The sequence below is a fragment of the Paenibacillus uliginis N3/975 genome, from assembly GCF_900177425.1.
Taxonomy (GTDB): Bacteria; Bacillota; Bacilli; order Paenibacillales; family Paenibacillaceae; genus Paenibacillus_AQ; species Paenibacillus_AQ uliginis.
This window is the reverse complement of the sequence record NZ_LT840184.1, coordinates 4,421,718-4,448,339: the sequence shown is the minus strand read 5'-3', so window position 1 is coordinate 4,448,339 and position 26,622 is coordinate 4,421,718. Positions and strand designations below refer to the sequence as shown.

Here is a 26,622-nt window from a genome sequence, read left to right as displayed (position 1 = left end):
GCTTCATCCAACTCAAGCGTTTTGAAAAAACGCACATCGGAAGCATAAGCCTCGGTGCTGAAAACCGACCTTTTTGAACACGCACTATTAGTATGATGAGGAAGAACCTCTGGTTGCTTAGTCAGCCAGAGGTTCTTTTTTTTGTACGTATGCTATTTTATTATGAAGAGGAGATGGGAACGTGATGACACAACGACCGCTGCTGGCTTTTACGATCTGTTGGGTTCTCGGCAGCGGGGCTGCCTGTATGTATTCAGGCTGGCAGCTGACGCTTATTGTTACAGGAATTGCAATCTTGCTGGTCGTTCCTTTTTTGCTTGGAGCAGCAGGACCTTTGTTTATAGGTTGCATGGTCGCATCACTGCTGGTTTCGTCAGGATACTGGGAATGGAACGATACGCGCAACGTCAGCAGGCTGCAGTCCCTTATGCAAAAATCAACCAATGAGGATGATCCGATCCCCGTATCGGCTGAAGGAGTTATTGTATCTCCCGTAAAAGTTGATGGTGACCGTGCTGATTTTGTGTTGTCTGTTCGTGCTACTAACTCGCACACCGGTATCAAGGAAGAGGTTCAAGTGCAGGTTAAACTTCTGACAGAGGTGGAGACACAGACGGCAGTTGAATGGAAACGTGGGGATTTCGTGCAGATTACAGGAGAGCTGAAGAAGCCCGGAACAGCCCGCAATTTTGATGGATTTGATTACCGCCAATATTTGCGGACCAAGGAAATACACTGGCTCCTTAAGGTGAAAGGAATACAAAATATTACGGTACGGCAACCCGATGAATGGAAGTTGTCTCATGTGCTTCGCTGGAATGACGAAGTCCGTCAGTATCTTGGTCATCGGATTGAGCAATTGTTCAGCGGAGTACATACGGGATATATGAAGGGGCTTATTATTGGTGATCGGGGTGATTTGAATCCGGATACGTTCGCCGAGTTTTCCCGTTTGGGACTCACTCATATTCTTGCCATATCGGGTATGCATGTCGCGGTATTTGTAGGTGCACTCTTATTTATTTTCTCGTTATGCCGTTTGACCCGGGAGACGTCACTCACCGCTGTAATGGTTTTTTTGCCGTTCTATGTGCTGCTGACAGGGGCCAGCCCGTCAATCATTCGTGCCGGTATTATGGGAATGATCGGTCTGTATGCTGCAAGAAGAGGATTGCTGAAGGATGGCATGCACATTTTGTGTGCTGCTGCTTTGCTGATGCTTCTATGGAATCCCTATTTCCTGGTGGACGTCAGTTTTCAGTTGTCCTTTCTCGTAACAGCCGGACTGATGGTTTTTGTCCCGAAACTGATGCCTTTTCTTTCGTTTATGCCGCGTTGGCTGGCGGGCACCTTGGGAGTGACGGTAGCTGCCCAACTGGTATCTTTTCCATTGACGATCTATTATTTCAACCAGTTCTCTCTTTTGTCAGTTCTAGCTAATCTATTGATGGTACCTCTGATCAGTATGATTGTTTTACCAATGGGGACGGTGGCGTTGATTCTGAGTTGGGTGTGGCTTACGGGTGCGAAATGGATTGCTGGAATGACAGAGTGGTTGAATATGTTTACTTTCTCTGTTGTGGAATGGATGAACGGTTCACCCGTATTTGTTACGATTTGGCCCTCACCGGGTCTGTGGTGGATCGTCAGTTATTTTATAGTTCTATATTTAATGTTATATGTTTGGGGCCGGAAAAAGAGATTGGATCAGGCTCTATCTGGAGCTGTAGACGAGACCGTTCCATTATCCGGAGAAGAACCTCCCGGAAGATCTGCTGCACATCGGAATGATAACTGGGGAGGTTCTGGTCATTCAGTTCAATACCGAACAGCCGAATGGCTCAGATCTATAGGTTTGCACCGGCTAGCCGGTGTATTTGAGCATTTCGGCAGTGGCACAGCGGTAGCAGTGCTTATCGGTTTGTTTTTTCTGCTGCTGTACAACGGTTATCATGGGCCGATTAAGCAGGGGGGCGGATCGGTTCAATTTTTGGATGTGGGGCAGGGAGATTCGATTCTGGTGTCTACTCCGGAAGGAAAACATATATTAATCGATGCTGGTGGTACGACAAATTTCAAGAAAGAGAAGGATGCATGGAAGGTACGAAGCCGTCCGTTTGAAGTTGGTGCAAGCGTCGTTGTGCCTCTGTTAAAGAAGAGGGGGATTCATTCGATGGATATGGTGATGGTTTCTCACAATCATCAGGATCATTTTGGCGGACTGCAAGCAGTTCTGGAGGAAATTCCGGTGAAGGAAATCATATTTAACGGTACATTGGCTGAATCCGAGGCGTTTGAGAAGCTGCTCAAAACTGCGGTGAAACAAGACATCCCCGTTTATCAGGCTGACAGCGGGACCGTCTATCGGCCGGACACCAGTACCGAATTTTTGTTCCTGAACGCCGGCATTGATGGCAGGGAGCAAAACGAGGAGAAGGATACACTGCCTGTGGTAAAAGATCAAAATCACGAGTCTCTTGTATTTGAGCTTGTAATGAACGAAGCTCGCTTTCTGTTCACTGGGGACGCCGATGCCAAAGCCGAGCAACGAATATTGACAGAACACGCTGACCGTATTGCAGAGCGGTCGAAAATCCATCCGCTCGATGTATTAAAGGTAGGCCATCATGGCAGCAAGACATCAACAACCGATTCATGGCTCAAAGTTTGGAAGCCTGCTTCAGCCGTGATCTCTGCCGGCGTGGACAATATGTACGGTCATCCCCATCCTGATGTCGTGCAGAGGATTCAAAGGAATGATTCACTGGTATATAGGACAGATCTGCATGGAGAAATTCAGATGAAAATTTCACGCAAAGGTGAAATAGATGTTCGTACGAGATTGACGTCTGATGACTAACTTAATTATTTTTGGTATAGTTAGATGAACTTTCCTGAAAATTAATAGGTAACAAATTGCAACAAATTAATACTATCATCCGTCTGTATATATGCAGGGAGAGGGGGATCCACTGTGGTGGAGCAGGGACTCATCAGAGCCGCTCAATCGGGCGATCGCGACGCTCTAATCACCCTATTGCGAGAAATTGAACAACAAGTGTACCGGACTGCTTATTATATTTTAAACAATGAACAGGATGCAATGGATGCTTCCCAGGAAGCATTGATTCGCATTTATACGAAGATCAATTCCTACGAAGAGAAAGCCCAATTCAAAACATGGGTGCAACGAATCGTCACGAACATTTGTATCGATAAGTTTCGGCGGACGAAACCTACGGTTTCCATTGATGAGCATGATCTTGTTTTTCAGGATCGGCACAACGTGGAGAAAGAAGTGATGACAGGATATCTGGCTCAGGACATTCAAGAGGCGATCAATCAACTGCCGGACCATCATCGCACCGTTATTGTCTTAAGATATTTGCAGGATTTGTCTTACAACGAAATAGCTGATTGTCTGAACCTGCCGCTGAACACGGTGAAATCGTATTTATTCAGGGCAAGACAACAGCTTCAGAACATGCTCCATGAGCATCAGAAGGGTGGTGTATCAGGATGAATTGCCAAGAGGTGGTGGAATATATGCACCGGTATTTGGATCAAGACCTTGATCCGGAAGAGACTGCGCAGATGTACCGCCATGTTGCTGTTTGTCCGGCTTGCGCGGAAAAATTCAATGTGCTGAAATCCCTGTCAAGGGATTTGGAAGATCTTCCGGCTGTCACACCTCCTTACAGTTTGGTTGATTCTATACTGCCGCAGCTGGATGCTATAGACCTGGCCCGTCAGGAGCAGGCCAAAGTTGACGACGACAAGGGGCCGGCCGTAATGATGCCGGAGCTGAAGCGTTCCAGACGAACAACAAGCTGGTGGGGTTCCATAGCAGGTAGAACGGCGATTGGCACAGCAGCAGCGGCTGTTATTCTCGGAGTTGCCATATTCAATTATGAACCGCAAATGCTCTCCGATGCTGAGCTACCTGTGGAAGAGGTTATGCCGACAAGTATGAAGACTGGCAGCGGCGGGAGTCAGGAGCTGCCTGAGAGTGAAGATCCGAATAAGGACAGTGACGTAATCGATAAGGATCAACAGCAACAGCAAGTAGAACTTCAGCCATATGCAGCGGCTGAGGATGACTCCGAGAAGGCTGGGGCGGAGAAGAGCAGCCCTGATGAAAGTGTATCGACCAATATGGATTCAGTGCCGGTAGAAGATACGAAAAACGATAATAAGAGCCGGGCAGCTAGCCCGGACGCAGGAACTTCTGCCCGAGAGGGTTCAACGAAAGGCAAAACGGGGAATACGGAACCTCCACAAGAGGCACACAAACCAACGGCTCCACCTTCAGAGCTGCCTGAACCCGATTCCCAGGGATCAAAGGATATTCAGGACACCCAAAAGCCTGCTGAAACCGATGTTACAGTTACGGAAAGTCTGGATACTTCTTTCGATAATGTTAATAAACATGGTATTACGGGTATGGTACCGGGGCAATGGTCTTCTCCGGATGGTCTTTACAGTGCGTCCTTAGAAATTGATCAACTGGTCATGTATCGGCTCCCTGCAGCTGATCAGTTACCTGAAGTGATACATTCACTTCCGCTGAACGGGGATTGGATTGCTGGAGAATGGTCCGTAGACAGCAAGAACTTCACCTATACGGTGCTCGTCGACCAAAAAGAGGTTAAGCACGTACTTAACGTTCAACAACCGGTTGAGTCAAACAAGCCAGAAGCCGAAAAGACTGAGAAGCCTGAAAATTCGGATCAAACCGATAAAGCAGACAAAAAAGTTAATGCAGATACACCAGAGAAATCAGATACAACCAAATCAGTAACAACGCCTTAAAAAGACGATAAACCGGTGCACACTTACCAAGAGATATGAATAAGTTAAGGTAGATAGGAAATATGCCGCCTAACCACCGTCATATGACCGACGGCGGAGTGATTCTAGAGCACTCCGTCCGGCGTTTATATAGATGTTGGGACAAAAGGACCTCGCAGCCAACGCGCCGAGGTCCTTTTGCTATGAGATAAGAAAGTATAAACATCGGATTAAAGTGCATCCTTATCTCGCAAGAAAAATTACGACTCGATGCGGCCTATCTTCTTTGAGTTATGTCGATAGATGTTTTTCTTTTGATGTAAAAAGCCCGCTTCTCGCTTTAAGGGCAGCTTTTTTGGTATAGTGTACAAAGAAAGAGAAGGGGGAACACAGGATGGATGCCAAAGCAGCAGCAAAGGCGGTCAAGCAGGGGGAGGTATCCTCCGTTTACCTGCTTTACGGCAGTGAGAAATATCAAATGAATGAATTCGCTGCGTTATTGGAATCGCAGCTGTTAACTAAAGAAGACAAGGATTTTGCCCTGATTCATATGGATCTGGGGGAAGTACCTATACAGGCTGTAGTTGAGGAAGCGGAAACCGTACCTTTTATGGTGCCGAGAAAACTGATTTTTGTAAGAGATACTTCCCTGTTTACGGCTGGTAAAGATAACAGCAAAATTGAGCATAGAGTAGAGGCGCTGTTGGAATATTTAGATAATCCGGCGGATTACAGTGTTGTTGTGTTTATGGTTCAGCATGAAAAGCTCGATGAGCGCAAAAAAGTAGTGAAGGCTGTTAAGAAGGTAGGAACGGCTCTTGCTTTTATGCCTCTCGGCGGGGATGAATTGTTGAGATGGGTGGACAAGCAGGCCTCGATACAGAACTGCTCATTTGGTCCGGGAGCCGCAGAGGCACTCGTCCGCAACGCAGGCACGGGCCTACAGACCCTTGCTGGGGAAATCGATAAGCTGTGTCTGTACGCCGGAGCCGGCGGAACGGTGGATGAGGCAACTGTGGATCATATGGTGGCCCGAAGCACGGAGCAGAATGTGTTTGCTCTGGTGGAGGATATCGCGAATCTTCGGATTGATAAGGCGTTATCTATTTTCTATGAGCTTCTGAAGCAACGTGAGGAACCGATTAAAATAGCCGCACTCATCACGAGACAGTTTCGGATTATTTTACAGGTGAAGACTTTATCCAAACAGAGCTACTCCCAGCAGCAGATCGCTTCGCAGATTGGTCTGCATCCGTATGCTGTAAAGATTGCCGGGGAGCAGGCACGGAAATTCGAAACTTCCCGATTGGAAAACATACTGAATCATCTGGGAGATTTGGATTACAAGATGAAGACAGGTGGAGTGGACAAAGTCTTGGGACTAGAGTTGTTTTTACTTCGGCTCGGGGCTTAAAGCCCCTAACCGCTACACATTAGAAATCGCCTATCTACGTACTTCAGGGAAGCAGACTCTAAAAAGTATATACTCTCCTAAACAATCAAAAAACCCTGATCAGCTTAGGCTGTCCAGGGTTTTCCACTTCTTATTCAGAAACGCAATCTTACGCTTGGGAAGTAAGAGCGTTCAGTCTTTTCGCCAGACGGGACTTCTTGCGGGCAGCCGCATTTTTATGGATCAGGCCCTTCGTAACGGCTTTGTCAAGCTTTTGGGAAGCGGCTTGGAAAGCAGCTTTAGCAGTTTCAACCTCCGTACCAGTCAGCGCTACGTCAGCGTTCTTAACTGCTGTGCGAAGTGCGGATTTTTGGGAAATGTTGAGTGCATGGCGTTTGTCGTTCGTTTTGACGCGTTTAACCGCGGATTTAATGTTTGGCATTACATTCACCTCCTGTAAGGCATTTCAATAGAGCGAAATGTTTCACAACTTAAAATATTTTAGCATGGGGGGGTACAAAAAGCAATACCAAGTAGAAACGACTTCGCCTACTTTCTCAAAAGGGGAAAATGCACCTTCATGCGAAAAATATAACTTTCTTTTTTTGAAAAAGACTTCTGCATAATCCTTGTCCAACTCCAGCACACTACCATTATTATGATGCAGGAGAGTGAATCAGCATGGAATTAGATCTGCAGCGTTATTCGGTTCGAACGGATTTGGCGGTTGAATCGAGAGAACTTGTCTCCGGCTCTGAAGCTCCGCCGATTTCAGGAGTTTTGGAAGACGTTAAGCAGGAGGATGGAATCAAGATTACCCGACTTGATGTTCAAAATGAAGCTGCCTCCCAAAGGATTGGAAGAGTCAAGGGACACTATGTAACACTTGAAGTACCTGATTTGCGAAATGGAGATACCGGGTTGCAGGAGCAGGTGGCATCGGTGTTCGCCCGCGAGTTTGAGGATTTCATCCAGCGTATTGGTATCGGTAAAAATGCTTCCATCCTGATCGTTGGACTCGGCAATTGGAATGTAACCCCGGATTCACTAGGTCCGCTCGTCGTTGAGAATGTCATGGTAACCCGTCATTATTTTGAATTGATGCCGGACCGGGTGTCACCTGGATATCGCCAGGTTAGTGCCGTAGCACCCGGTGTGCTTGGGTTGACTGGAATTGAGTCGAGTGAAATCGTCCACGGCATCGTTGAACGGACGCGTCCGGATGCCATTGTAGCGATTGATGCGCTGGCTTCCCGATCACTGGAACGGGTAAATACAACGATCCAAATCGCGGATATCGGTATCCATCCGGGGTCCGGCATCGGCAACAAGCGGAAGGGTCTGACCCAAGAAATTCTTGGCGTACCTTGTATAGCTATCGGTGTTCCAACCGTATGCTATGCATCAACGATTGTGAACAATGCGATCGAACTGATGAAGGATCATTTTGGCAAGGGAGCGCCGGAGACCGGTCAGATTATGGGCATGCTTAATGAGATCCCGGAAAATGAGCGCCTGGCTTTAGTGAAAGAGGTGCTGGAGCCGCTTGGTCACGACCTTATCGTCACGCCGAAAGAGATTGATGAGTTTATCGAGGATATCGCCAACATCGTAGCAAGCGGTCTGAATGCTGCACTGCACGAAGCGGTTGATCCTGGCAATGCTGGTGCATACACACACTAGATTTGTAGAAAGAACGCCTGGCTGCTATGGGCATTCACAACCAATATAAACATATCAAACCATATGGCTGCTCCAAAGTTCTTGAACAGAACCTTGGGGCAGCCTTTTTGCATTCTATTATATTTTGAAAGGAATTTCGTTTATACGTTCTATCGATTCTTCTCCGTTCATAGATTTGAAATATAAGAGATTACAGAGTCGCGGGACAAGCAGTCAAAGCTTGTTGCATTTCCGTTAACGGAGGAGGACATCGATATGAACAATCGAAAATTTCGTATCTGGAACATTGCCAGATTGAAACGAAAAGTTATGGAAGGTTTAAGCATGGGACGAACGTTGGTGCTGCTGATGCTAGGGTCTCTTTTGTTTTTCTTATTGCTGGGACTCGGGGGGATGGCAGAGAAAGGTCTGAACACTTCTCCGGTCTCTTCCATGAAGGGATTGGCTGCATCACTGTCCAGCCGTTTTTTTATCGACATGATTGGAATGGAAATGCCGCATATGGCATTGGAAAAGGAATCGTCCACCCTGTCTGCAGAAAAAATGACTCCGTTCGTATTTGAACTTTTGACTAGCGTGAATCCAAGGGATCCCAAAAGCCTTCTGGCTAGTGAGGTGCCGGGCATGAAGACAAATCAGCCGGTCCCACTCAGGAACGGCTCAGGTAACGAGCAAGGGGAAGCACCGGCGGATTACCGGCCGGATCACTCCCCAACAGAACCTGAGGAGAAGACGGAAGCTACTGTACCTGGAAAGACGGAGAAAGATCCGGTGGAACCACCGTCTGAAAGCAGCCCTGGGAGTACTAATAAAAATGGAAAGACTGGAACAGACTCAGCTAAAAAGAACGTATTTATTTACCATTCTCATCCGCAGGAAGCGTTCAATCCACTGCTGGAGAAGCAGAGCAGCAATCCGGGGTCTTCTTCACCGAACAAAAATATTATGCTGGTGGGCAATATGGTAGCAAAAAGGCTTGAAGCGAAAGGCATTGGAACGGTTCACGATAAGAGTGATTACCAGAGCAGCGTACCGGATTATAGCTGGAATTATTCCTATAAATATTCACGTCAGACGGTAAAGTCGGCCCTTTCTCAGAACGAAGACCTTTCTTACCTGATAGATATCCATCGGGATTCTCAGCGCCACAGCAAGACAACAACGACGATCAACGGAGTCAATTACGCACAGGTGTATTTTATTATCGGGCATGCGAATAAGAACTGGCGTGAAAATGAAGAGTTTGCAAGCAAAATCAATGGGCTGCTGGAGAAATCCTATCCTGGGGTATCCCGCGGCGTGTGGGGAAAATCGGCGGACCAAGGTAATGGGGAGTACAATCAATCCCTGTCACCGAACAGTATTTTAATAGAAATCGGCGGTATTGACAGCACGAAGGAAGAATTACAGCGTACAGCCGAATTGCTTGCCGATATGATTGCAGAAGTGTACTGGCAGGATCAGAAAGCTCAAAAAGCAAGCGTAATGAACAAGAAAGATGGGAGGAAGGCAACAACCGAGAGCGAAACAGTAACGGTTCAAAAGAACAGTAAACAGTCCTGATATATAAGAGGTTGTTCAAGAAGTCCGCGTTTGATCACGAAGTGAATCAGGAAGGGGCTCGGCATCGAATCTTGAATTCAGCCGGTCCCAGCATATGCTTACGAAGTATGTTTCCTCCGGAAACATCTCAGGTGCTCACGTACCCAAAACAGCTGATGCTTCCGAAGACGTTTTCTACGAAAACGTGCAGCTCCGCTCCTCAGTCCCTAGCTTCATCCAACTGATGCGTTTGAAAAAACGCACATCGGAAGCATAAGCTTCGGTGCTGAAAACCGACCTTTTTGAACATGCACTATAAACAAATCAAGGGGGAGAAAAGATGTCAAGAGCCGGAAAAAAGTTGATCGCTATCGTAATTTGGGCCGGAATCGGTGTACTTATAGGTATGCAGCTGGGCGGGATGGAAGGACCTATGGTTCAGAAAGGACCTATGTCCGGGCAGGTTCAGCAGGCTCAGCAGGGTCAGGGCGACCTTCCGGCTCTTGATCATAAGGCGCAAGATGCAGCCTCTAAAGCATCGGCAGGGGAAACTGCTGAACAGGTGGATGACCGTTATGCAAAGGAGGAACAGCCGAAATTTGAACCAACCCCGCGTGACATTTTGCTGCCGGAAAGTTCAAAGCCGCCTGCGGACGTACTTGCCGACAAAACGGCGGGGCTCCTTCAGCAGCTCTCGAATCAAAGCATCCGCTGGGTGGTTTCCATGTTCGGTTCCATCACGGATTGAATGTAAAAAGTACTTGCCATTGCTGTGTACACAACCAACTGTTATAATAAATTGATTCAAACATCTGGTGGTTGTTGGGGGTAAGGCATGACTGACGTACAAGTAAGACAACAAAAAATTCGTAATTTCTGTATCATTGCACATATAGACCATGGAAAATCGACATTGGCAGACCGTATTTTGGAGTTCACGGGTGCACTGACTTCTCGTGAAATGCAAGAGCAGGTTCTTGACACAATGGATCTGGAGCGGGAGCGGGGGATCACAATCAAGCTGCAGGCGGTTCGTCTGAACTACCGTGCGGATGACGGCGAGGATTATATTTTGAATCTCATCGACACCCCGGGGCACGTTGACTTTACGTATGAGGTATCACGGAGTTTAGCGGCTTGTGAAGGCGCGCTGCTCGTTGTGGATGCCGCTCAGGGCATCGAAGCCCAGACGCTGGCTAACGTGTATTTGGCCCTAGACAATAACCTTGAAATCTTACCGGTCATCAACAAAATCGACCTGCCGAGTGCAGATCCTGATCGTGTGAAGCAAGAGGTCGAAGATGTTATCGGTCTCGACACGAGTGAAGCCGTTTTGGCTTCCGCAAAAGCAGGTATCGGGATTAAAGAGATTTTGGAACAGGTTGTCAAGCAGGTGCCAGCACCTACTGGTAATTCCGAGGAACCACTTAAAGCGCTTATCTTCGACTCGCACTATGACCCATACAAAGGGGTTATTGTTTACGTTCGCGTTATTGATGGCAGTATTAAAGCCGGATCTAAGATAAAGATGATGGCTACCGGAAAATCATTCGAGGTCATCGAAGTTGGCGCGTTCAAGCCGCGGATGACTATCGTGGATGAGCTGCAGGTGGGCGATGTAGGATTTATCGTGGCAGGAATCAAGCATGTAGGAGATACTCAGGTCGGTGACACGGTTACCGATGCCAAAAAACCTACGGCTGAACCGCTTCCAGGTTATCGTAAAATCAACCCGATGGTGTTCTGTGGGCTGTATCCGATCGAAACATCAGATTACAACGATTTGCGTGAAGCACTTGAAAAGCTTCAGCTTAACGATGCGTCGCTCAGTTTCGAGCCGGAGACTTCCAGTGCATTGGGCTTTGGGTTCCGCTGCGGATTTTTGGGCCTGCTGCATATGGATGTTATCCAGGAACGTATCGAGCGTGAATTTAACATTCCGCTGATTACGACGGCACCAAGCGTTATTTACCGTATCACCTTGACGAACGGGGAGCAGATTCAGATCGATAACCCGTCGCATTATCCGGAGGTTGGTAAGGTCGATTATGTGGAAGAGCCTTATGTTAAGGCGGCCATCATTGTGCCTAACGACTTTGTTGGTGCGATCATGGAGTTGTGTCAGAATAAACGCGGTGAGTTCATCAACATGGAATACCTTGATACGACACGCGTTACGCTTACTTATGAGATACCGCTCTCAGAAATCGTGTACGATTTCTTTGATCAGTTGAAGTCTAGCACGAGGGGCTATGCTTCGTTTGACTATGAACTGTCTGGATACCGGACTTCGAATCTGGTCAAAATGGACATTCTGCTCAATTCTGAGCAGGTGGATGCATTGTCCTTCATCGTGCACCGTGATCGCGCATTTCATCGCGGCCGGGCTATATGTGAAAAGCTACGAGAGCTGATCCCACGTCAGATGTTCGAGGTGCCGATTCAGGCATCTGTCGGAACGAAGATTGTGGCCCGTGAAACCGTTAAGGCGATGCGTAAAAACGTTCTTGCCAAATGCTATGGCGGCGACATCTCGCGTAAACGGAAACTGCTTGAGAAGCAGAAGGAAGGTAAGAAGCGGATGAAGCAGGTCGGCAGTGTTGAGGTACCTCAGGAAGCGTTCATGGCGGTTCTCAAAATCGACGACAACTAAGGTTATTTCGAATGCTGAACAGATACAGAGGGATTACGAGAGGAAAGCCGATCAGGCTTTCCTTTTCTTTCATGATTAAGAAGTTTTAAAATTATGATATAAAGTATTAAGCTAACAGCTTATGAGCAGGGCTAAGCAAGGGAGGTTCTTTATGACGACGCCATTTATAAACGGAAACAGCAAGCGTACTGAGGCTGTATATGTTCACATTCCGTTTTGTACGAATAAATGTTTCTACTGTGATTTTAACTCGTATGTTCTAAAGGGTCAGCCTGTCATGGATTATTTGCAGGCGCTTGAACGCGAAATGGAAATGACCGTTAAGGCATCTCCACCGGGAGTGATCAAGAGTATCTTTGTGGGGGGAGGAACCCCAACGGTTTTGAAGCCTAAGGAAATGGAGTATTTTCTGAAGATTGTACGTGATCATTTTCCTGAATGGGATAATAACATTGAATTTTCCATGGAGGCCAATCCTGGAACGACGGATCTGGAGAAACTGTCTGTCATGCGAGAAGGCGGTGTAAACCGTGTCAGCTTTGGCGTGCAGGCGTTTCAGAACGATCTGCTGACTGGTATAGGTCGTATTCATAATACGGATGACGTTTACCGCAGTCTTGAAAATGCGAAAAAAGCCGGGTTTGACAATATGTCGATTGATCTTATGTTTGGGCTGCCGAACCAGACGGTGGACATGCTGTCGGAGAGTGTTACAAAGGCTCTGGAACTGGGATTGCCCCATTACTCCATATACAGCTTGAAGGTAGAAGAGAACACGCTGTTCCATACCTTGTACCAGAAAAATCAGCTGCCTCTTCCGGATGAAGAAGCTGAGCTGAATATGTACCTTCTGCTTATGAACCGGATGAAAGAGGCGGGTTACAAACAGTATGAAATCAGTAATTTTGCCAAACCTGGCTTCGAAAGCAAGCATAATATGACCTATTGGTTAAATGAGGACTACTATGGTCTTGGAGCAGGCGCTCATGGTTATGTTGGTCGTCAGCGCCATATGAACATTAAAGGAGTCAATCCTTACGTTGAAGCTGTAAAAAGCGGTCTTCCGCGTCTCGATAGCTACGATATTTCCCCTGAGGAAGCGATGGAGGATTTCCTGATGGTCGGTTTACGGGTGCTTGACGGTATTTCCCGCACTCGCTTTGAGCAGCAATTCAACACTTCGCTGGACGTTGTCTTTGCGCGTCCGCTTCATAAGATGGTTAATGCAGGATTGCTGGATGCGACAGATGATGGCTATAAACTGAGTGAACAGGGAATATTGTTCGGCAATGAAGTATTTGCTGAATTTATAGGCAGTTTATCAGGTAATTAATCTATTGAACTTCTATACGCTCTGTTGTATATTTATTCATAAATATAACGGAGCGTATAAAGGGGAGAAAGAGAAATGCCGGCCGTATGCAGAAAAGCGAGAGTAGAGGATGTAGAACCGCTGTACCAGATGATTCAGGGATATGCTGAAAAAGGAATCATGCTGCCCCGGTCGCGGAATGTGCTGGAGAAGCAGATTGAAGAGTTTGTCGTAGCCGAATGGGACGGAACGGTCATTGGCTGCGGATCTTTATGTCAGCTCGGAAGTGATCTTGTGGAGATACGTTCTCTTGGCATTTCCGAAGGTTATAAAGGTAAGGGAATTGGCTCCATGCTGGTGGATTCTCTTATGGCCGAGGCCAAACGCAGAGAAATCCCGAAGGTGATGGCTTTGACATATGAGGTTTCTTTTTTTATTAAAAACGGCTTTGCCGTGGTGGAAAAAGACATTTTCCCGGAGAAGGTGTGGACGGACTGTATTCACTGTAAAAAACAGCACGCCTGTGATGAAATAGCGGTTCTGAAAGTAATGAACTGATTATAGTAAAATCAAATAAAATAACCGATTAATTTATAAATGGGTTGTCCGATATTTTCAGGACAGCCTTTTTTCATGGGATGAATCACAATCATCTGGTACTCTAATACATAAGGGGGGCTAATTATGAAAACAAAGATTTTTACATGGTCATTGGCATTGATGTTTCTTGTTTCATGGCTGAATATCCCAGTTACGAACGCTCAGTCTTTAAAACCCCAGGATATTCTTAAGAAGAAGTATCCCAATGAAACTATAAGATTGATCAAAACGGCGGACGTGAACTCAGACAAGAAACAGGAATCTTTTATTTTGACGAACTCGGGCAACTTTTATTTGATTAATTCCAAAGGTATTATTGTGCTGATCAATACAGGGATTTCAGATGAAGAAGGTTATGAAGATTACAATATCCATATTTACTCGGTGACGGCCAAAGAGAAGCATGTTGCCCTTACCGCCACTTATTTCCCTTCAAATACTCAAATGTATGTTTATCGTTACAAAGACGGAACATTAAAACAAGTTCTTAAAGTAATGGGCGATATTGATGTTCAAATTGATAAACAAGGTAAAGTATATCAGCTTTGGAAAAATTATAAACTCGAAGGTGGATGGGATACTGCGGTAGGGATATTTACTTGGAATCCGAAAACAAATAAATACGTGGGCTCAGGTAAATACGTTCTTCAATAACTTAATCTAATTCCCCTATGAACCAAAGTTCACCTTCATATTTGTATCCATCTTCGCTTTATTCCAGATAGTGATCTCTCTCAGTAAAAAAGAAAAAGCATGCCGCCCGAGGATTTATCCTTGGGTGGCATGCTTAGTTTTGTGGTCCATGGTCTGTTCTTCAGGGAATGGTGAACGAGCGAAATGAGTGGTCATGCACGTAGCGTCTTACAACAGGCAAAAGGGAGTGTCCCAGGTCAATAGGCCTTTTAGGACACCCCCATTTTTTTAATAATCTGACCAAGACCCAAGAACTCCGTTATAAAAATGCAAGTAGGTATCTCCATATATCCATTGGTCCATATCAGAATAAGAGCTGGTATAAGAATTGCTGTCATCCGGATATCCCCAGGAAAGAATAACTTGCTCCCGGGTCATGCCTATGGAAACCTTTTGTTGGGTTATCTTTTGATATTCCCGAATCAGCATTCACCACTCCAAAGATCTATGCCTGCACTGAAATAGCTCTTCTAAAGATGCCGAACTGACTTGACAATACTCTGGTCGGTTTGGTATTTTTGTTATAGCGGTTAGCACTCGATGATGATGAGTGCTAACGACATGGAAAACATGCAGTCAGCAAGGAGGGAGCGACATGTTAACAGATCGTCAACGCATGATTTTGAGTGCGATCGTCGATGACTATATCCGTTCGGCAGAGCCGGTTGGATCAAGGAGCATTTCTAAACGCGGAGATGTGGGCTACAGCCCTGCGACGATTCGTAATGAGATGGCTGATTTGGAGGACCTTGGTTTTTTGGAACAGCCTCACACTTCAGCAGGACGTATTCCTTCGCATAAGGGATATCGTTACTATGTAGATCACCTTACGTCGTCGTTTTCGTTAAATCCTTCCGAACTGCAGTTGATGAAAGCATTTTTTGCCGAGAAGCTTAATGCTATGGAGCAAATGATTCAGCATGCGGCCGGTATTTTGTCACAGATGACGAATTACACTTCCATCCTCCTGGGACCGGAAGTTTTTCATACGTCTTTGCGTCATTTCCAGCTTCTTCCTTTAGACGACAGTACAGCAGTAGCTATTATTGTAACGAGCACCGGACAGGTAGAAAACAAGACCGTTAGTATTCCACCAGGTGTATCCGTATCGGAAATGGAACAAGTGGTCAACCTTTTGAACAGTAAATTGGCTAATGTACCTCTTTACAAACTAAAGACCCGCCTATACTCCGAATTAGGTCAAGAAATGCAGCGGCACATCGATCACTATGAGGAATTAATGAGTGTGCTTGAGGTTGCACTGGATAGTAAAGAACAGGACCAGAAGGTGTATTTGAGTGGAACAACCAATATGCTCAACCAACCCGAGTTCAAAGATGTAGAGAAGGTGCGAAACATTTTTGAACTGCTGGAGCAGACACCGACTCTGATGAAAATGATGACACCGGCGCCAGGAGAGAGTGGCATTCAGGTGCGCATTGGTACGGAGAACGACCACGCAGCCATAGCGAATTGCAGCTTGATCACTGCAACCTATTCCGCTAATGGCAAAGCACTTGGAACAATCGGTATATTAGGGCCTACACGAATGGAATACGCCCGTGTGATCGGGATATTGAATATCCTTTCGCATGATCTGACAAGATTACTGTCACACTGGTATAAATAAGGGAGTGAGGGTGATGAGCCAAGGACAACAGCCGCATGGAGATGGTGATGAACGTCATTCCACGCTGATTAACAACAGCAATGCGGTTCGGGCTGTCACATCTGCCGTTGAAGGGACACTTGGCCCCAAAGGGCTTGACGTTATGCTGGTTGGGCCCCGCGGCGAGGTTGTGATCACGAACGATGGGGTAACCATTTTGGATAAAATGGATGTAACTCATCCGGCAGCTCGCCTTCTCATTCAAGTGGCTCGTGCCCAGCAAGAAAAGATCGGGGACGGTACCACAACCGCCACCGTACTTGCAGGAGCATTGGTTCAAGAAGGCCTAGCGCAAATTGTCCGAGGTGTTCCGGCATCGAAGGTCGTGGAGGGCATGAGACAAGGCGTTGATATGGCGCTTCGTCTTCTATCCAATCGGGTACGGGTAATAGATGGTCTGGACGACCCTCTGTTGGAACGAACGGCTTTTGTAGCCGGACGTGAACGCCGGGATATGGTGGATCTGGTCATGCAGGCCGCCTATAAAGCGGGAATTGACCGTTTAAGGGACCCATCTTATTCGCTTGCCAGCAGTATTATCGCGCTTGAAAAAGCGGAGAATGAGGTGTTCGAGGGAATACTGCTCCGGCAGAAGCCTTTGTTCTCCCGGGAACAGCAGGAGTATAACGATGCAAAAGTGCTTGTGCTGCTGGATTCTCTGGAGCCCGATGAGCTCGATGAAGAGGTACTGACCACGGAAGCTGGATTCGCCAGATACATGGACCTGCGTAAAGTGTTTGCTTCTGACTTGGCGCGTCTGTCGGAATTGTCTGTTAAACTAATTCTGTTGGAAAAAGGAATTCATCCAGACGCTGAGCAGTTTTGTCTGGATCACGGAATTATGGTCGTTCCCCGTATTTCACGGACCGATATCCGCCGGGTCTGCGACATGACAGGGGCTGTACCGGTACGCCGGACGGCGCTACATAAAGACCCAGAACAATTAATGTCGATTCTCGGTTATACTCCTCGAGCTGCGTATGATGAAACTCTGGAGCGTGTTCGCCTTCAGGGTAGCGATGCTGGAGAGCGGGTTGTGACCGTTATTGTCGGCGCCAGCACGTCAGAAGTTGTTGGTGAGGCAGCCCGTATCGCCTGTGACGCGGCTTCAGCTCTTCAAGCCGCTGTGGCCGGCGGAGTACTCCCTGGAGGCGGGACAAGCGAACTCGCTGTTTCCTACGAGTTGGAGCGTCACAGGGAAGTCCAAAAGGGTATGGAGGCATTTGGCATAGAAGCCGTATCTACGGCATTGCGGCGGCCGATGTCACAAATATTGCTGAATGCAGGATACAATCCATTGGAGAAAATGGAGGAAGTGCGTGCGGCACAGATTTCCCTGGGGACTGATTCCATGGGAATTGACTGTGATACCGGTGCGGTTATCAGCTATGAGGACAAAGGGATCGTTGATCCTGCTCCTGTTAAGCTTCATGGACTCCGTGCGGCAGGGGAAGTAGCGTCAGCTGTTCTTCGCATTCATCATGTGATTAAGATGAGGGAGACAGGCAGTTCCGAAGAGTAATACCGAACTCACACACAAATATGAGTTATGAATATTAGGAGGTGGAAGGCATCTTGAATAAAGACAAAGTAAACACGGTACAAGATACAGTAAACGAAGAAAATATGGAGCAAACTCATACCGCATCGGAATCCGGTGAACATCCGGAGGTGCAGAAGTCTTCTAACGAAGAGAATGTTTCCCAGGAAACCAATTCCTCAGAAGAGGCTGGCCTTCAGGCAGAAATAGAGAACCTAAGAAATGAGATGTCAGAACATCAGCAGCGCACCCTTCGTGTCCAAGCTGATTATGACAACTTCCGTAGACGCACCCAAAAAGAAAAGGAAGAGCTGGCTAAATATGCTTCTTCCAAGTTGGTTACCGAGCTTTTGCCGGTATTCGACAACTTTGAACGCGCTCTAGCTGCTACAGAGGACAATCCGGAATTCGAGTCATTCTCAAAAGGTGTAGGCATGATTTTCCGACAACTTGAGACGGTGTTGAATGCGGAAGGCCTAACAGCCATGAACAGTGTTGGCCAACCGTTCAATCCTGAATTTCACCAAGCTATCATGCAAGTGGAGAGCGATGATTATGAGGAAGGTATCGTCGTTGAGGAAGTTCAAAAAGGCTATATGCTGAAAGACAAGGTGCTTCGACCGGCTATGGTTAAGGTAAGCATGTAATAGGCTTTATCCATTGTCGACTTTAAATAAATCATAACTGTAATGAACCACACACCCTTTTCAGTGTGTGAAATATGAAGGAGGATATTATCTCATGAGCAAAGTAATCGGTATTGACTTAGGTACTACCAACTCTTGTGTAGCGGTAATGGAGGGCGGCGAAGCTGTCGTCATTCCGAACCCGGAAGGCGCACGCACAACCCCATCGGTTGTAGGTTTTAAGAAAGACGGCGAACGCGTTGTCGGTGACACAGCGAAGCGTCAAGCGATCACCAACCCTGACCGTACAATCAGCTCGATTAAGCGTCATATGGGTACGAACCATAAAGAAACGATTGATGGCAAAGAATTTACACCTCAGGAAATTTCCGCTATCGTTCTGCAAAAGCTGAAATCGGATGCCGAGGCTTATTTGGGCCAAACCGTAACCCAAGCCGTTATTACCGTTCCTGCATACTTTAATGACAGCCAGCGTCAAGCAACAAAAGATGCCGGTAAAATCGCTGGACTTGAAGTACTGCGTATTGTCAACGAGCCAACAGCAGCAGCGCTTGCTTACGGCATGGAGAAATCCGAAGATCAAACGATCCTCGTATATGACCTTGGTGGCGGTACGTTTGACGTATCCATCTTGGAACTCGGCGATGGCTTTTTTGAAGTTAAAGCTACAAGTGGTGACAACAGCCTCGGCGGTGATGACTTTGACCAAGTAATCATTGACTATCTGGTTGCCGAATTCAAAAAAGACCAAGGAATTGACCTGAGTAAAGATAAAGCCGCAGTTCAGCGTTTGAAAGATGCTGCTGAAAAAGCGAAGAAAGAGTTGTCCGGTATTTTGACAACAACCATTTCCCTTCCGTTTATCACTGTGGCTGACGGCGTGCCTCAGCACTTGGAAGTAAACCTGACTCGTGCGAAGTTCGAAGAATTGTCCGCGTCCCTCGTGGAACGTACACTCGGACCAACTCGTCAAGCTCTTAGCGATGCAGGTATGACACCTAACGATATTCACAAAATTGTACTTGTGGGTGGATCCACTCGTATCCCTGCTGTTCAAGAAGCGATCAAGAAATTGACCGGTAAAGACCCTCATAAAGGTGTTAACCCGGACGAAGTGGTTGCCCTTGGTGCAGCTGTTCAAGCCGGCGTTTTGACAGGGGATGTAAAAGACGTCGTTCTGCTCGACGTAACTCCGCTCTCTCTGGGTATTGAAACAGCTGGTGGTGTATTCACCAAAATGATCGAACGCAACACAACGATTCCTACAAGCAAGTCCCAAGTGTTCTCGACTTATGCAGACAGCCAGCCTAGCGTTGAAATTCACGTTCTGCAAGGTGAGCGTCAAATGGCAGCGGGCAACAAAACTCTTGGACGCTTCATGCTTGGAGATATTCCTCCAGCACCACGCGGTGTACCGCAAATCGAGGTTACTTTCGACATCGATGCTAACGGTATCGTAAACGTGTCGGCAACGGACAAAGGCACAGGCAAGAGCCAAAAAATCACCATTACTTCTTCGAGCGGTTTGAGCGATGATGAAGTAGAACAAATGATGAAGGATGCCGAGCTTCATGCTGAAGAAGATCGTAAGCGTAAAGAGCTCGTTGAGGCTCGCAACAATGCTGATCAGCTCGTGTACACTACTGAAAAAACGCTGAAGGATCTTGGCGATAAAGTGGACGCTTCCGAAATCGATAAAGCGAACGAAGCGAAAGAAAAAGTGAAAAAAGCTTTGGAATCCGATAACCTAGAAGAGATCAATACTGCAACTGAAGAGTTGACACAAATCGTTCAGCAATTGTCTGTGAAACTGTATGAGCAAGCAGCTCAAGCTGAACAAGCTGGAGGAGCTGGTGAAGCTTCTCAAGAAGCTCCGAAGAAAGATAATGTGGTTGATGCTGAATACGAGGTTGTTGACGAGGATAAAAAGTAAGGTTAATCTGAATAGACCTGTGTCAAGGGAAAGTCAAAGCGCGAATCCCGCACTTTGACTTTCCTTTTGTCCAGCATTGTTAGTAATGAGTGAATGGGGGTGAAACCGTGGCTGAAAAACGTGATTATTACGAGGTGCTTGGCGTTGGCAAGGACGCGTCGGATGACGAAATCAAAAAGGCATACCGAAAAATGGCGCGTCAATATCATCCAGATGTAAACAAGGCCGATGATGCCGAAGCCAAATTTAAGGAAGTTAAAGAGGCATACGATGTATTGAGCGATAGCCAGAATCGTGCGCGCTACGACCAATACGGACATATAGATCCGAACCAGGGAATGGGCGGCGGTGGTTTCTCCGGCGACTTCGGCGGAGGATTTGGAGATATTTTTGATATGTTCTTCGGCGGCGGTGGACGCCGTGACCCGAACGCACCACAGCGGGGGAACGATCTGCAGTACACGATGACCGTCGAGTTCAAAGAGGCTGTCTTCGGCAAAGAAACTGACATTACGATTCCGAGAACGGAAACATGTGATACCTGTGACGGCTCCGGCGCGAAGCCGGGTACGAAACCGCAAACCTGCGGTGTCTGCCATGGCAGCGGACAGCAGGAGGTTGTACAGAACACGCCGTTTGGTCGCATGGTGAACCGGCGTGCTTGTTCCAATTGTAACGGGACCGGCAAAATCATTAAGGAACGCTGTAGCTCTTGTCATGGTAACGGTAAAGTCAAGAAACAGCGTAAAATCCATGTGCGTGTGCCAGCGGGTGTCGATGACGGTGCTCAACTGCGTATGACTGGTGAAGGCGAAGGTGGACTGCGCGGAGGACCAGCAGGTGATTTGTACATCGTCATCCGTGTGAAACCGCATGACTTCTTCGAGCGTGAAGGCGACGATATCTACTGTGAAGTGCCGCTTACCTTTGCTCAGGCAGCACTCGGTGACGAAATTGAAATCCCGACGCTGACTGAAAAGGTAAAGCTGAAAATTCCGGCAGGCACACAAACAGGTACCTTCTTCCGCTTGAAAGGAAAAGGAGTTCCCCGTCTGCGCGGCCTTGGGCAGGGCGATCAGCATGTGAAGGTAGTCGTTATTACGCCAAGCAAGCTGAGCGATGAGCAGAAGGAACTGCTTCGTCAGTTCGCATCCTTGGATGGAGAGCAGACCCATGAGCAAGAACAGTCCTTTTTTGACCGTATGAAAAAAGCTTTCCGCGGGGATTAAATATAGCTGTGACTTAAAGCTCGGCCGAAATGGCCGGGCTTTTTGTTTTACCTTTAATTTAAGCCTGCTCTGGATGTTGGAAGACGATTCAGGTACGGAGCTACTCGTGCCCCGGAATAAAACGGCTCTGGATGAAGCACGCTAGGAAAGGTTCCGTATAGTAGCGGATGGAACAATTTCAGACGATAAAGCGCAGGTGAGCATAGTGACTGAAAAAAATATTTTGGCGTATTTCAAAACCCCGGATGAAGCCCAAGGTGTGGCGCGTAAGCTACAGGCATTGAGAGTTGCGGATATGTCCATCGACCGGTTCAGTGCATATCCGGGTGGAGAACTGAACAATACCATGCACCCTATGACGGGCGATATTGTCAGTTTGACATCGATGACCCTGAACTCTTCACTCACCAACCGATCCTCAGGAATATTAGGTGCAGTAGATCCTTCAGCAAGCGGCATGAGTGACGGAAGTCAGGATGGTCCGGATGGGCGGGATATTCTGCTTACGGTAGTGTTGGATGAGAATGTATTCCATCAGGCAATGAGCATAATTGAAGATGCCGGAGGCATGGTGTAGGTAGCATAATCCAGCGGAAGGAGAATGAGCTAAATGCGTAGAAAGATGAAAGGAAGAATAGCAGATAAGACCGAAAAGTTGATTACGCTCCAGTCTGCAAAAGCGGAGGATGTGGAATTTTCCGCTTTAGAGGCCGACCAAGACGATATGGAGGCCTTGCGCCGCAGTGTGGCAGCCGACAAGCGGCAACTCAAAGAGATGTTTGATAATCACGATAACGAAAACGAAAAATAGCAAGTATGCAGGTCACTTATTGGCTGGTGTTCAAAGGTCTCTTCAGCGGAGTGCGTCCCACTGGAGGGGCCTTGTTTTTCCTTTTTGGCGAAATAACGATGGGTATATGTAATAATTAATTCTTAAATTTTGTAACAGAGGTCCTCAGTATAGTACAATATTACTTATGTAAAAACGAGGAGGATCACCTAAATATGTTATGGCATGAATTAACGATACATACTACAGAAGAAGCTGTAGAAATGATTTCTAACTTCTTGCATGAAGCTGGAGCCGGAGGTGTCTCGATTGAAGAGTCCGGCACGTTGAATAAGAAACGGCAAGCACCTCATGGTGAATGGTTTGGGGATGTTCCTTTTAATGATATTCCTGAAGGACACGCGGTTATAAAAGGCTACTTCTCCGAAGAAGTAAACCTTGAAGAGATCCGTAATGAAATCTCTCCGCGGGTTGAGGAGCTTGCGGAGTTCGGAATTGATACAGGCGATGTCCGTTATGAGATCAAGACGGTAAACGAAGAAGATTGGGCAACGGCATGGAAACAGTACTTTAAACCGATTCGTGTCTCCGAGAGGCTAACGATTAAGCCGACCTGGGAGAAGTACACCCCTGAATCAGCCGATGAACGGATTATTGAACTTGATCCGGGTATGGCGTTTGGTACAGGTGCACACCCAACGACCTCCCTCTGCCTACGCACATTGGATTCCGTAATCCAAGGCGGTGAAGAAGTTATCGATGTCGGTACTGGTTCTGGGATACTTTCCATAGGTGCGGTTCATCTGGGCGCCTCCAAGGTACTTGCACTGGATCTCGATCCGGTGGCGGTGCTCAGCGCGAAGGATAACACGCGCCTGAACGGTATGGAGGACAGAATTACGGTTAAAGAGAGTGATCTCCTTACGGTTATCACAGAAGGAAGCGGCTCGGAGGATCTTGGTGTTAGGCTTCCAGTAAAGGTTGTCGTAGCTAATATATTGGCCGAAGTTATTCTTCTGTTTGTGGATGACGTTTATGCGGCTTTACAATCTGGAGGTATCTATATTGCTTCCGGTATTTATAAGAATAAATTCGATGTTGTTGAGCAAGCGCTGACTTCTTCCGGTTTTGAAATTGCGGACGTGTACCGTGAGGATGACTGGGTTGCGTTTGTAGCAAGGAAGAGGTAAAAATGGAATTTTTGGATCAACTTCTGTTTTATCCGCTGGAGCGGCTACCTTTTTATTTATTAACCTTGATTATAGCGTTCACGCTGCATGAATTTTCCCATGCTTATTTCGCGAATAAGTTCGGTGATCCGACAGCGAAGCTGCTTGGAAGGGTCACGCTGAACCCTGCAGTTCATTTCGACCTGCTGGGTATTATCCTGCTCCTCATTGCTGGTTTTGGTTGGGCCAGACCGGTACCGGTCAATCGGGAGAATTTTAGTAATCCGCGGCGAATGGGTATTATCGTATCAGCTGCCGGTCCTCTCAGCAATTTGCTGCTAGGCATCGTAGGATGTTTGATATATGCCGGTATGCACCAATTTGGAGTCATTGATGGAATAAGCAACGCTAAGGCAGTTCAGGGCATTCATTTCTTTTTCGATACTTTTATCGTACTGAACTTCTTCCTGTTCCTGTTTAACCTCATTCCGCTGCCGCCGCTGGACGGTTACCGTATCGTTGAAGATCTGGTGCCGCGCCGTGTACGCGCGAAGCTGCAACAGTTTGAGCAGTGGTCCATCATGATCTTCTTGTTAATTATTGTGATTCCGGGCTTTCAAAATTACACGATTCGACCGCTCTATGATGCAGCTTATAATTTATCTGTCTTTTTCCTGAATATGTTTAAGACCTTGTTCGGAGGTTGATTTGAAGCTTTATGCTAATGATTTTCTCTGGTCAGGCTGAGCGAAAAGTTGTATGATGAGGTTTGGCGATTTTGAGATAGGTGAGGATAAAGATATGCAGCGATATTTCGTTTCACCCGAACAGTTCAAGGAAAACCGCGTGGACATTACCGGGGAAGATGCCAGACATATTACGAAGGTCATGCGGGGCAAGTTGGGAGATACTTTCATCGTTAGTGACGGTGTTTCCCGTGAAGCTCTGGTGGAGATTGAAAGTATAGAACAGACAAGTGTCATTGCCGTAGTAGTTGAGCCGATGGAGATGGATCACGAGCCTCGTCTAAAGGTGACGATTGCTCAGAGTCTGCCTAAGGGAGACAAGATGGAAACCGTCATCCAGAAATGCACAGAAATTGGTGCGGTGACATTTGTTCCGTTTTTATCCGAGCGCACTATTGTCCAGTATGACGCGAAGAAAGAAAGTAAACGTCTGGAGAGGTGGCGTAAGATCGCCAAGGAAGCAGCGGAGCAGTCTCACCGTAACATGATTCCTGCGGTCGAACAGCCGCTAACCTGGAAAAAGCTGCTGGAGACGTTTTCCAACTACGACGCCGTTTGTTTTTGCTATGAAAAAGAGCACGGTTCCCAACTCAGGGACGTGCTGAGGCCATTTACAGCGCAGGCATTACAGGAACCGGGATCGACCGCCAGCCTGCTGCTGCTCGTCGGTCCCGAAGGCGGGTTCACTGAAGAAGAATGCAGAAAGGCCGAAGAAGCGGGGGCTGTTTCTGTCGGGCTTGGGCGCAGAATTTTGCGCTGTGAGACCGCAGGAATGACTGCGCTGGCTTGCGCATTGTACGAATCCGGAGAAATGGGGGGAGTTTGAATATGCCATCCGTAGCGTTTTATACGTTGGGTTGCAAAGTCAATTTTTACGATACCGAAGCCATCTGGCAGCTTTTCAAGAATGAAGGCTACGAACAGGTGGATTTCGAACAAACTGCTGATGTTTATTTGATCAATACCTGTCATGTGACGAATACTGGTGATAAGAAGAGCCGGCAGATGATCCGCCGCGCCGTACGCCGTAACCCGGAAGCGATTGTGGCAGTGACGGGCTGTTATGCCCAAACCTCGCCTGCAGAAATTTTGGATATTCCGGGCGTGGATCTTGTTATCGGCAACCAGGACCGTGATAAAATCATGAGTTTTGTTCACGAAATTGAACAACAACGCCAACCGATCAATGCGGTCCGCAACATTATGAAGACCCGTGCGTTTGAGGAAATGGACGTGCCGGATTTCGCGGAACGTACTCGTGCTTTCCTGAAAATCCAGGACGGCTGTAACAACTTCTGCACGTTCTGTATTATTCCATGGTCTCGTGGTCTGTCGCGCAGTCGTGATCCAAAGAGTATCATTCAACAGGCTGAACAGCTCGTTAGAGCCGGTTACAAAGAGATCGTGCTGACCGGTATTCATACCGGAGGATACGGCGATGATATGGAGAACTACCGACTATCTGATCTCCTGTGGGATCTTGATCGTGTAGAAGGCCTTGAACGTATTCGGATCAGTTCCATTGAGGCAAGCCAAATTGACGACAAGATGCTCGAAGTGCTGAATAAATCTTCTAAGATGTGCCGTCACCTGCACATTCCTCTCCAAGCAGGGGATGATACGGTGTTGAAGCGTATGAGACGTAAATACACGACGGAAGAGTTTCTAACTAAGATGAAGCTGATTCGTCAAGCAATGCCTGATCTGGCCATAACAACAGATGTTATTGTAGGTTTCCCAGGTGAAACCGACGAAATGTTCCGTAATGGCTATGAGCTGATGAAGGAAATCGGATTTTCTGAAATGCACGTATTCCCTTACTCCAAACGGACGGGTACTCCGGCAGCGCGTATGGAGGATCAAGTGGATGAAGAAGTAAAAAATGCGCGTGTTCACGATCTGATCGATTTATCTGAACAGCTGCAGTTTGCCTATGCAGAGCAATTTGTAGGTCAGGTGCTTGAGGTTATTCCTGAACGGGAATATAAAGGATCCCCGAATGGTGGGAAAATGCAAGGATATAGTGAAAACTACCTGCAGCTTGTCTTCAATGGCGGTCCTGAACTTGAGGGACAAGTATGCCGTGTGAAGGTAACCAAAGCTGGAGTGAATGAGTGCGAGGGCGAGCTGGTTAGCGTCATCGAAAACGGACTGACGGCTGCTGCCCAGTAATTTTACAAGAGACGGCTGCCATACCTGACAAGGATTTCATTTCCGGTTAAAGGAGGTGAA

Annotated in this window: 23 protein-coding genes; 22 read left to right on the top strand and 1 reads right to left on the bottom strand. The window is 47.1% G+C overall.

Annotated elements, in window-relative coordinates; genetic code table 11:
* Positions 1-184 precede the first annotated feature (184 nt).
* The 4 genes from B9N86_RS21195 to holA all read left to right on the top strand — a co-directional run bounded on the left by B9N86_RS21195 (position 185) and on the right by holA (position 6,205).
* Complete coding sequence (locus B9N86_RS21195) at positions 185-2,860, top strand: ComEC/Rec2 family competence protein (RefSeq protein ID WP_244563160.1); 2,676 nt, start codon at positions 185-187, stop codon at positions 2,858-2,860.
* 114 nt (positions 2,861-2,974) lie between these two features.
* Entirely contained in the window at positions 2,975-3,523 is a 549-nt protein-coding gene (locus B9N86_RS21190) for an RNA polymerase sigma factor (RefSeq protein WP_208915129.1), read from the top strand.
* Positions 3,520-4,812, top strand: a complete 1,293-nt coding sequence (locus B9N86_RS21185) for an anti-sigma factor (RefSeq protein ID WP_208915128.1) — start codon at positions 3,520-3,522, stop codon at positions 4,810-4,812. The genes B9N86_RS21190 and B9N86_RS21185 overlap by 4 nt, the downstream gene beginning before the upstream one ends.
* Before the next feature lie 373 nt (positions 4,813-5,185).
* The gene (gene holA, locus B9N86_RS21180) at positions 5,186-6,205 is read left to right on the top strand and encodes a DNA polymerase III subunit delta (protein WP_208915127.1); all 1,020 of its coding nucleotides are present in this window, start codon (positions 5,186-5,188) and stop codon (positions 6,203-6,205) included.
* 148 nt (positions 6,206-6,353) lie between these two features.
* Here the strand turns inward: holA and rpsT are convergent, their stop codons facing one another.
* Positions 6,354-6,626, bottom strand: coding sequence for a 30S ribosomal protein S20 (gene rpsT / locus B9N86_RS21175; protein ID WP_208915126.1), 273 nt, complete (start codon positions 6,624-6,626; stop codon positions 6,354-6,356).
* A 239-nt stretch (positions 6,627-6,865) separates the two neighbouring features.
* Here rpsT and gpr point away from each other — a divergent pair, with 239 nt between their 5' ends.
* From gpr to mtaB, 18 genes are all read left to right on the top strand, one after another.
* Positions 6,866-7,867 (top strand): GPR endopeptidase, encoded by a 1,002-nt coding sequence (gene gpr, locus B9N86_RS21170; protein WP_208915125.1) that lies wholly within the window; start codon positions 6,866-6,868, stop codon positions 7,865-7,867.
* Between the two features lie 255 nt (positions 7,868-8,122).
* A complete protein-coding gene (locus B9N86_RS21165; protein WP_208915124.1) occupies positions 8,123-9,430 on the top strand; it encodes a stage II sporulation protein P in 1,308 nt (435 codons plus the stop codon).
* A gap of 319 nt (positions 9,431-9,749) precedes the next feature.
* Complete coding sequence (locus B9N86_RS21160) at positions 9,750-10,157, top strand: hypothetical protein (RefSeq protein ID WP_208915123.1); 408 nt, start codon at positions 9,750-9,752, stop codon at positions 10,155-10,157.
* Between the two features lie 87 nt (positions 10,158-10,244).
* Positions 10,245-12,062 carry a translation elongation factor 4 gene (lepA, locus tag B9N86_RS21155; RefSeq protein ID WP_208915122.1) on the top strand — a complete coding sequence of 606 codons (1,818 nt, stop codon included), beginning with the start codon at positions 10,245-10,247 and terminating at the stop codon, positions 12,060-12,062.
* Between the two features lie 151 nt (positions 12,063-12,213).
* On the top strand, positions 12,214-13,395 hold the full coding sequence (gene hemW / locus B9N86_RS21150) for a radical SAM family heme chaperone HemW (RefSeq protein WP_208915121.1): 1,182 nt from the start codon (positions 12,214-12,216) through the stop codon (positions 13,393-13,395).
* A gap of 75 nt (positions 13,396-13,470) precedes the next feature.
* Positions 13,471-13,932, top strand: coding sequence for an N-acetyltransferase (locus B9N86_RS21145; RefSeq protein WP_208915120.1), 462 nt, complete (start codon positions 13,471-13,473; stop codon positions 13,930-13,932).
* Positions 13,933-14,058: 126 nt separating this feature from the next.
* On the top strand, positions 14,059-14,628 hold the full coding sequence (locus B9N86_RS21140) for a hypothetical protein (RefSeq protein ID WP_208915119.1): 570 nt from the start codon (positions 14,059-14,061) through the stop codon (positions 14,626-14,628).
* Between the two features lie 634 nt (positions 14,629-15,262).
* Positions 15,263-16,297: a heat-inducible transcriptional repressor HrcA gene (hrcA, locus tag B9N86_RS21135; RefSeq protein ID WP_208915118.1), complete on the top strand. Its 1,035-nt coding sequence runs from the start codon at positions 15,263-15,265 to the stop codon at positions 16,295-16,297.
* Positions 16,298-16,310: 13 nt separating this feature from the next.
* Entirely contained in the window at positions 16,311-17,858 is a 1,548-nt protein-coding gene (locus B9N86_RS21130) for a TCP-1/cpn60 chaperonin family protein (protein WP_208915117.1), read from the top strand.
* A gap of 53 nt (positions 17,859-17,911) precedes the next feature.
* Entirely contained in the window at positions 17,912-18,523 is a 612-nt protein-coding gene (grpE, locus tag B9N86_RS21125; RefSeq protein WP_244562781.1) for a nucleotide exchange factor GrpE, read from the top strand.
* A 94-nt stretch (positions 18,524-18,617) separates the two neighbouring features.
* Entirely contained in the window at positions 18,618-20,456 is a 1,839-nt protein-coding gene (gene dnaK, locus B9N86_RS21120; protein WP_208915116.1) for a molecular chaperone DnaK, read from the top strand.
* Positions 20,457-20,563: 107 nt separating this feature from the next.
* The gene (dnaJ, locus tag B9N86_RS21115) at positions 20,564-21,685 is read left to right on the top strand and encodes a molecular chaperone DnaJ (RefSeq protein WP_208915115.1); all 1,122 of its coding nucleotides are present in this window, start codon (positions 20,564-20,566) and stop codon (positions 21,683-21,685) included.
* A 205-nt stretch (positions 21,686-21,890) separates the two neighbouring features.
* Positions 21,891-22,262 (top strand): hypothetical protein, encoded by a 372-nt coding sequence (locus B9N86_RS21110; protein ID WP_208915114.1) that lies wholly within the window; start codon positions 21,891-21,893, stop codon positions 22,260-22,262.
* Positions 22,263-22,295: 33 nt separating this feature from the next.
* On the top strand, positions 22,296-22,496 hold the full coding sequence (locus B9N86_RS21105; protein ID WP_208915113.1) for a YfhD family protein: 201 nt from the start codon (positions 22,296-22,298) through the stop codon (positions 22,494-22,496).
* Positions 22,497-22,690: 194 nt separating this feature from the next.
* The gene (gene prmA, locus B9N86_RS21100; protein WP_208915112.1) at positions 22,691-23,665 is read left to right on the top strand and encodes a 50S ribosomal protein L11 methyltransferase; all 975 of its coding nucleotides are present in this window, start codon (positions 22,691-22,693) and stop codon (positions 23,663-23,665) included.
* Positions 23,666-23,667: 2 nt separating this feature from the next.
* Complete coding sequence (locus B9N86_RS21095; RefSeq protein ID WP_208915111.1) at positions 23,668-24,351, top strand: site-2 protease family protein; 684 nt, start codon at positions 23,668-23,670, stop codon at positions 24,349-24,351.
* Positions 24,352-24,445: 94 nt separating this feature from the next.
* Positions 24,446-25,216, top strand: a complete 771-nt coding sequence (locus B9N86_RS21090) for a 16S rRNA (uracil(1498)-N(3))-methyltransferase (RefSeq protein WP_208915110.1) — start codon at positions 24,446-24,448, stop codon at positions 25,214-25,216.
* 2 nt (positions 25,217-25,218) lie between these two features.
* Positions 25,219-26,562, top strand: coding sequence for a tRNA (N(6)-L-threonylcarbamoyladenosine(37)-C(2))-methylthiotransferase MtaB (gene mtaB, locus B9N86_RS21085; protein ID WP_208915109.1), 1,344 nt, complete (start codon positions 25,219-25,221; stop codon positions 26,560-26,562).
* Positions 26,563-26,622: the final 60 nt, after the last annotated feature.

Excerpts from the sequence above, each read along its gene's own strand:
- B9N86_RS21105 (WP_208915113.1), top strand. The coding sequence starts at position 22,296 with ATGCGTAGAAAGATGAAAGGAAGAATAGCAGATAAGACCGAAAAGTTG.
- B9N86_RS21090 (WP_208915110.1), top strand. The coding sequence starts at position 24,446 with ATGCAGCGATATTTCGTTTCACCCGAACAGTTCAAGGAAAACCGCGTG.
- gpr (WP_208915125.1), top strand. The coding sequence starts at position 6,866 with ATGGAATTAGATCTGCAGCGTTATTCGGTTCGAACGGATTTGGCGGTT.
- B9N86_RS21195 (WP_244563160.1), top strand. The coding sequence starts at position 185 with ATGACACAACGACCGCTGCTGGCTTTTACGATCTGTTGGGTTCTCGGC.
- B9N86_RS21145 (WP_208915120.1), top strand. The coding sequence starts at position 13,471 with ATGCCGGCCGTATGCAGAAAAGCGAGAGTAGAGGATGTAGAACCGCTG.
- hrcA (WP_208915118.1), top strand. The coding sequence starts at position 15,263 with ATGTTAACAGATCGTCAACGCATGATTTTGAGTGCGATCGTCGATGAC.
- B9N86_RS21095 (WP_208915111.1), top strand. The coding sequence starts at position 23,668 with ATGGAATTTTTGGATCAACTTCTGTTTTATCCGCTGGAGCGGCTACCT.
- lepA (WP_208915122.1), top strand. The coding sequence starts at position 10,245 with ATGACTGACGTACAAGTAAGACAACAAAAAATTCGTAATTTCTGTATC.
- dnaK (WP_208915116.1), top strand. The coding sequence starts at position 18,618 with ATGAGCAAAGTAATCGGTATTGACTTAGGTACTACCAACTCTTGTGTA.
- holA (WP_208915127.1), top strand. The coding sequence starts at position 5,186 with ATGGATGCCAAAGCAGCAGCAAAGGCGGTCAAGCAGGGGGAGGTATCC.
- B9N86_RS21130 (WP_208915117.1), top strand. The coding sequence starts at position 16,311 with ATGAGCCAAGGACAACAGCCGCATGGAGATGGTGATGAACGTCATTCC.
- B9N86_RS21140 (WP_208915119.1), top strand. The coding sequence starts at position 14,059 with ATGAAAACAAAGATTTTTACATGGTCATTGGCATTGATGTTTCTTGTT.
- mtaB (WP_208915109.1), top strand. The coding sequence starts at position 25,219 with ATGCCATCCGTAGCGTTTTATACGTTGGGTTGCAAAGTCAATTTTTAC.
- B9N86_RS21160 (WP_208915123.1), top strand. The coding sequence starts at position 9,750 with ATGTCAAGAGCCGGAAAAAAGTTGATCGCTATCGTAATTTGGGCCGGA.
- prmA (WP_208915112.1), top strand. The coding sequence starts at position 22,691 with ATGTTATGGCATGAATTAACGATACATACTACAGAAGAAGCTGTAGAA.
- rpsT (WP_208915126.1), bottom strand. The coding sequence starts at position 6,626 with ATGCCAAACATTAAATCCGCGGTTAAACGCGTCAAAACGAACGACAAA.
- B9N86_RS21165 (WP_208915124.1), top strand. The coding sequence starts at position 8,123 with ATGAACAATCGAAAATTTCGTATCTGGAACATTGCCAGATTGAAACGA.
- B9N86_RS21185 (WP_208915128.1), top strand. The coding sequence starts at position 3,520 with ATGAATTGCCAAGAGGTGGTGGAATATATGCACCGGTATTTGGATCAA.
- hemW (WP_208915121.1), top strand. The coding sequence starts at position 12,214 with ATGACGACGCCATTTATAAACGGAAACAGCAAGCGTACTGAGGCTGTA.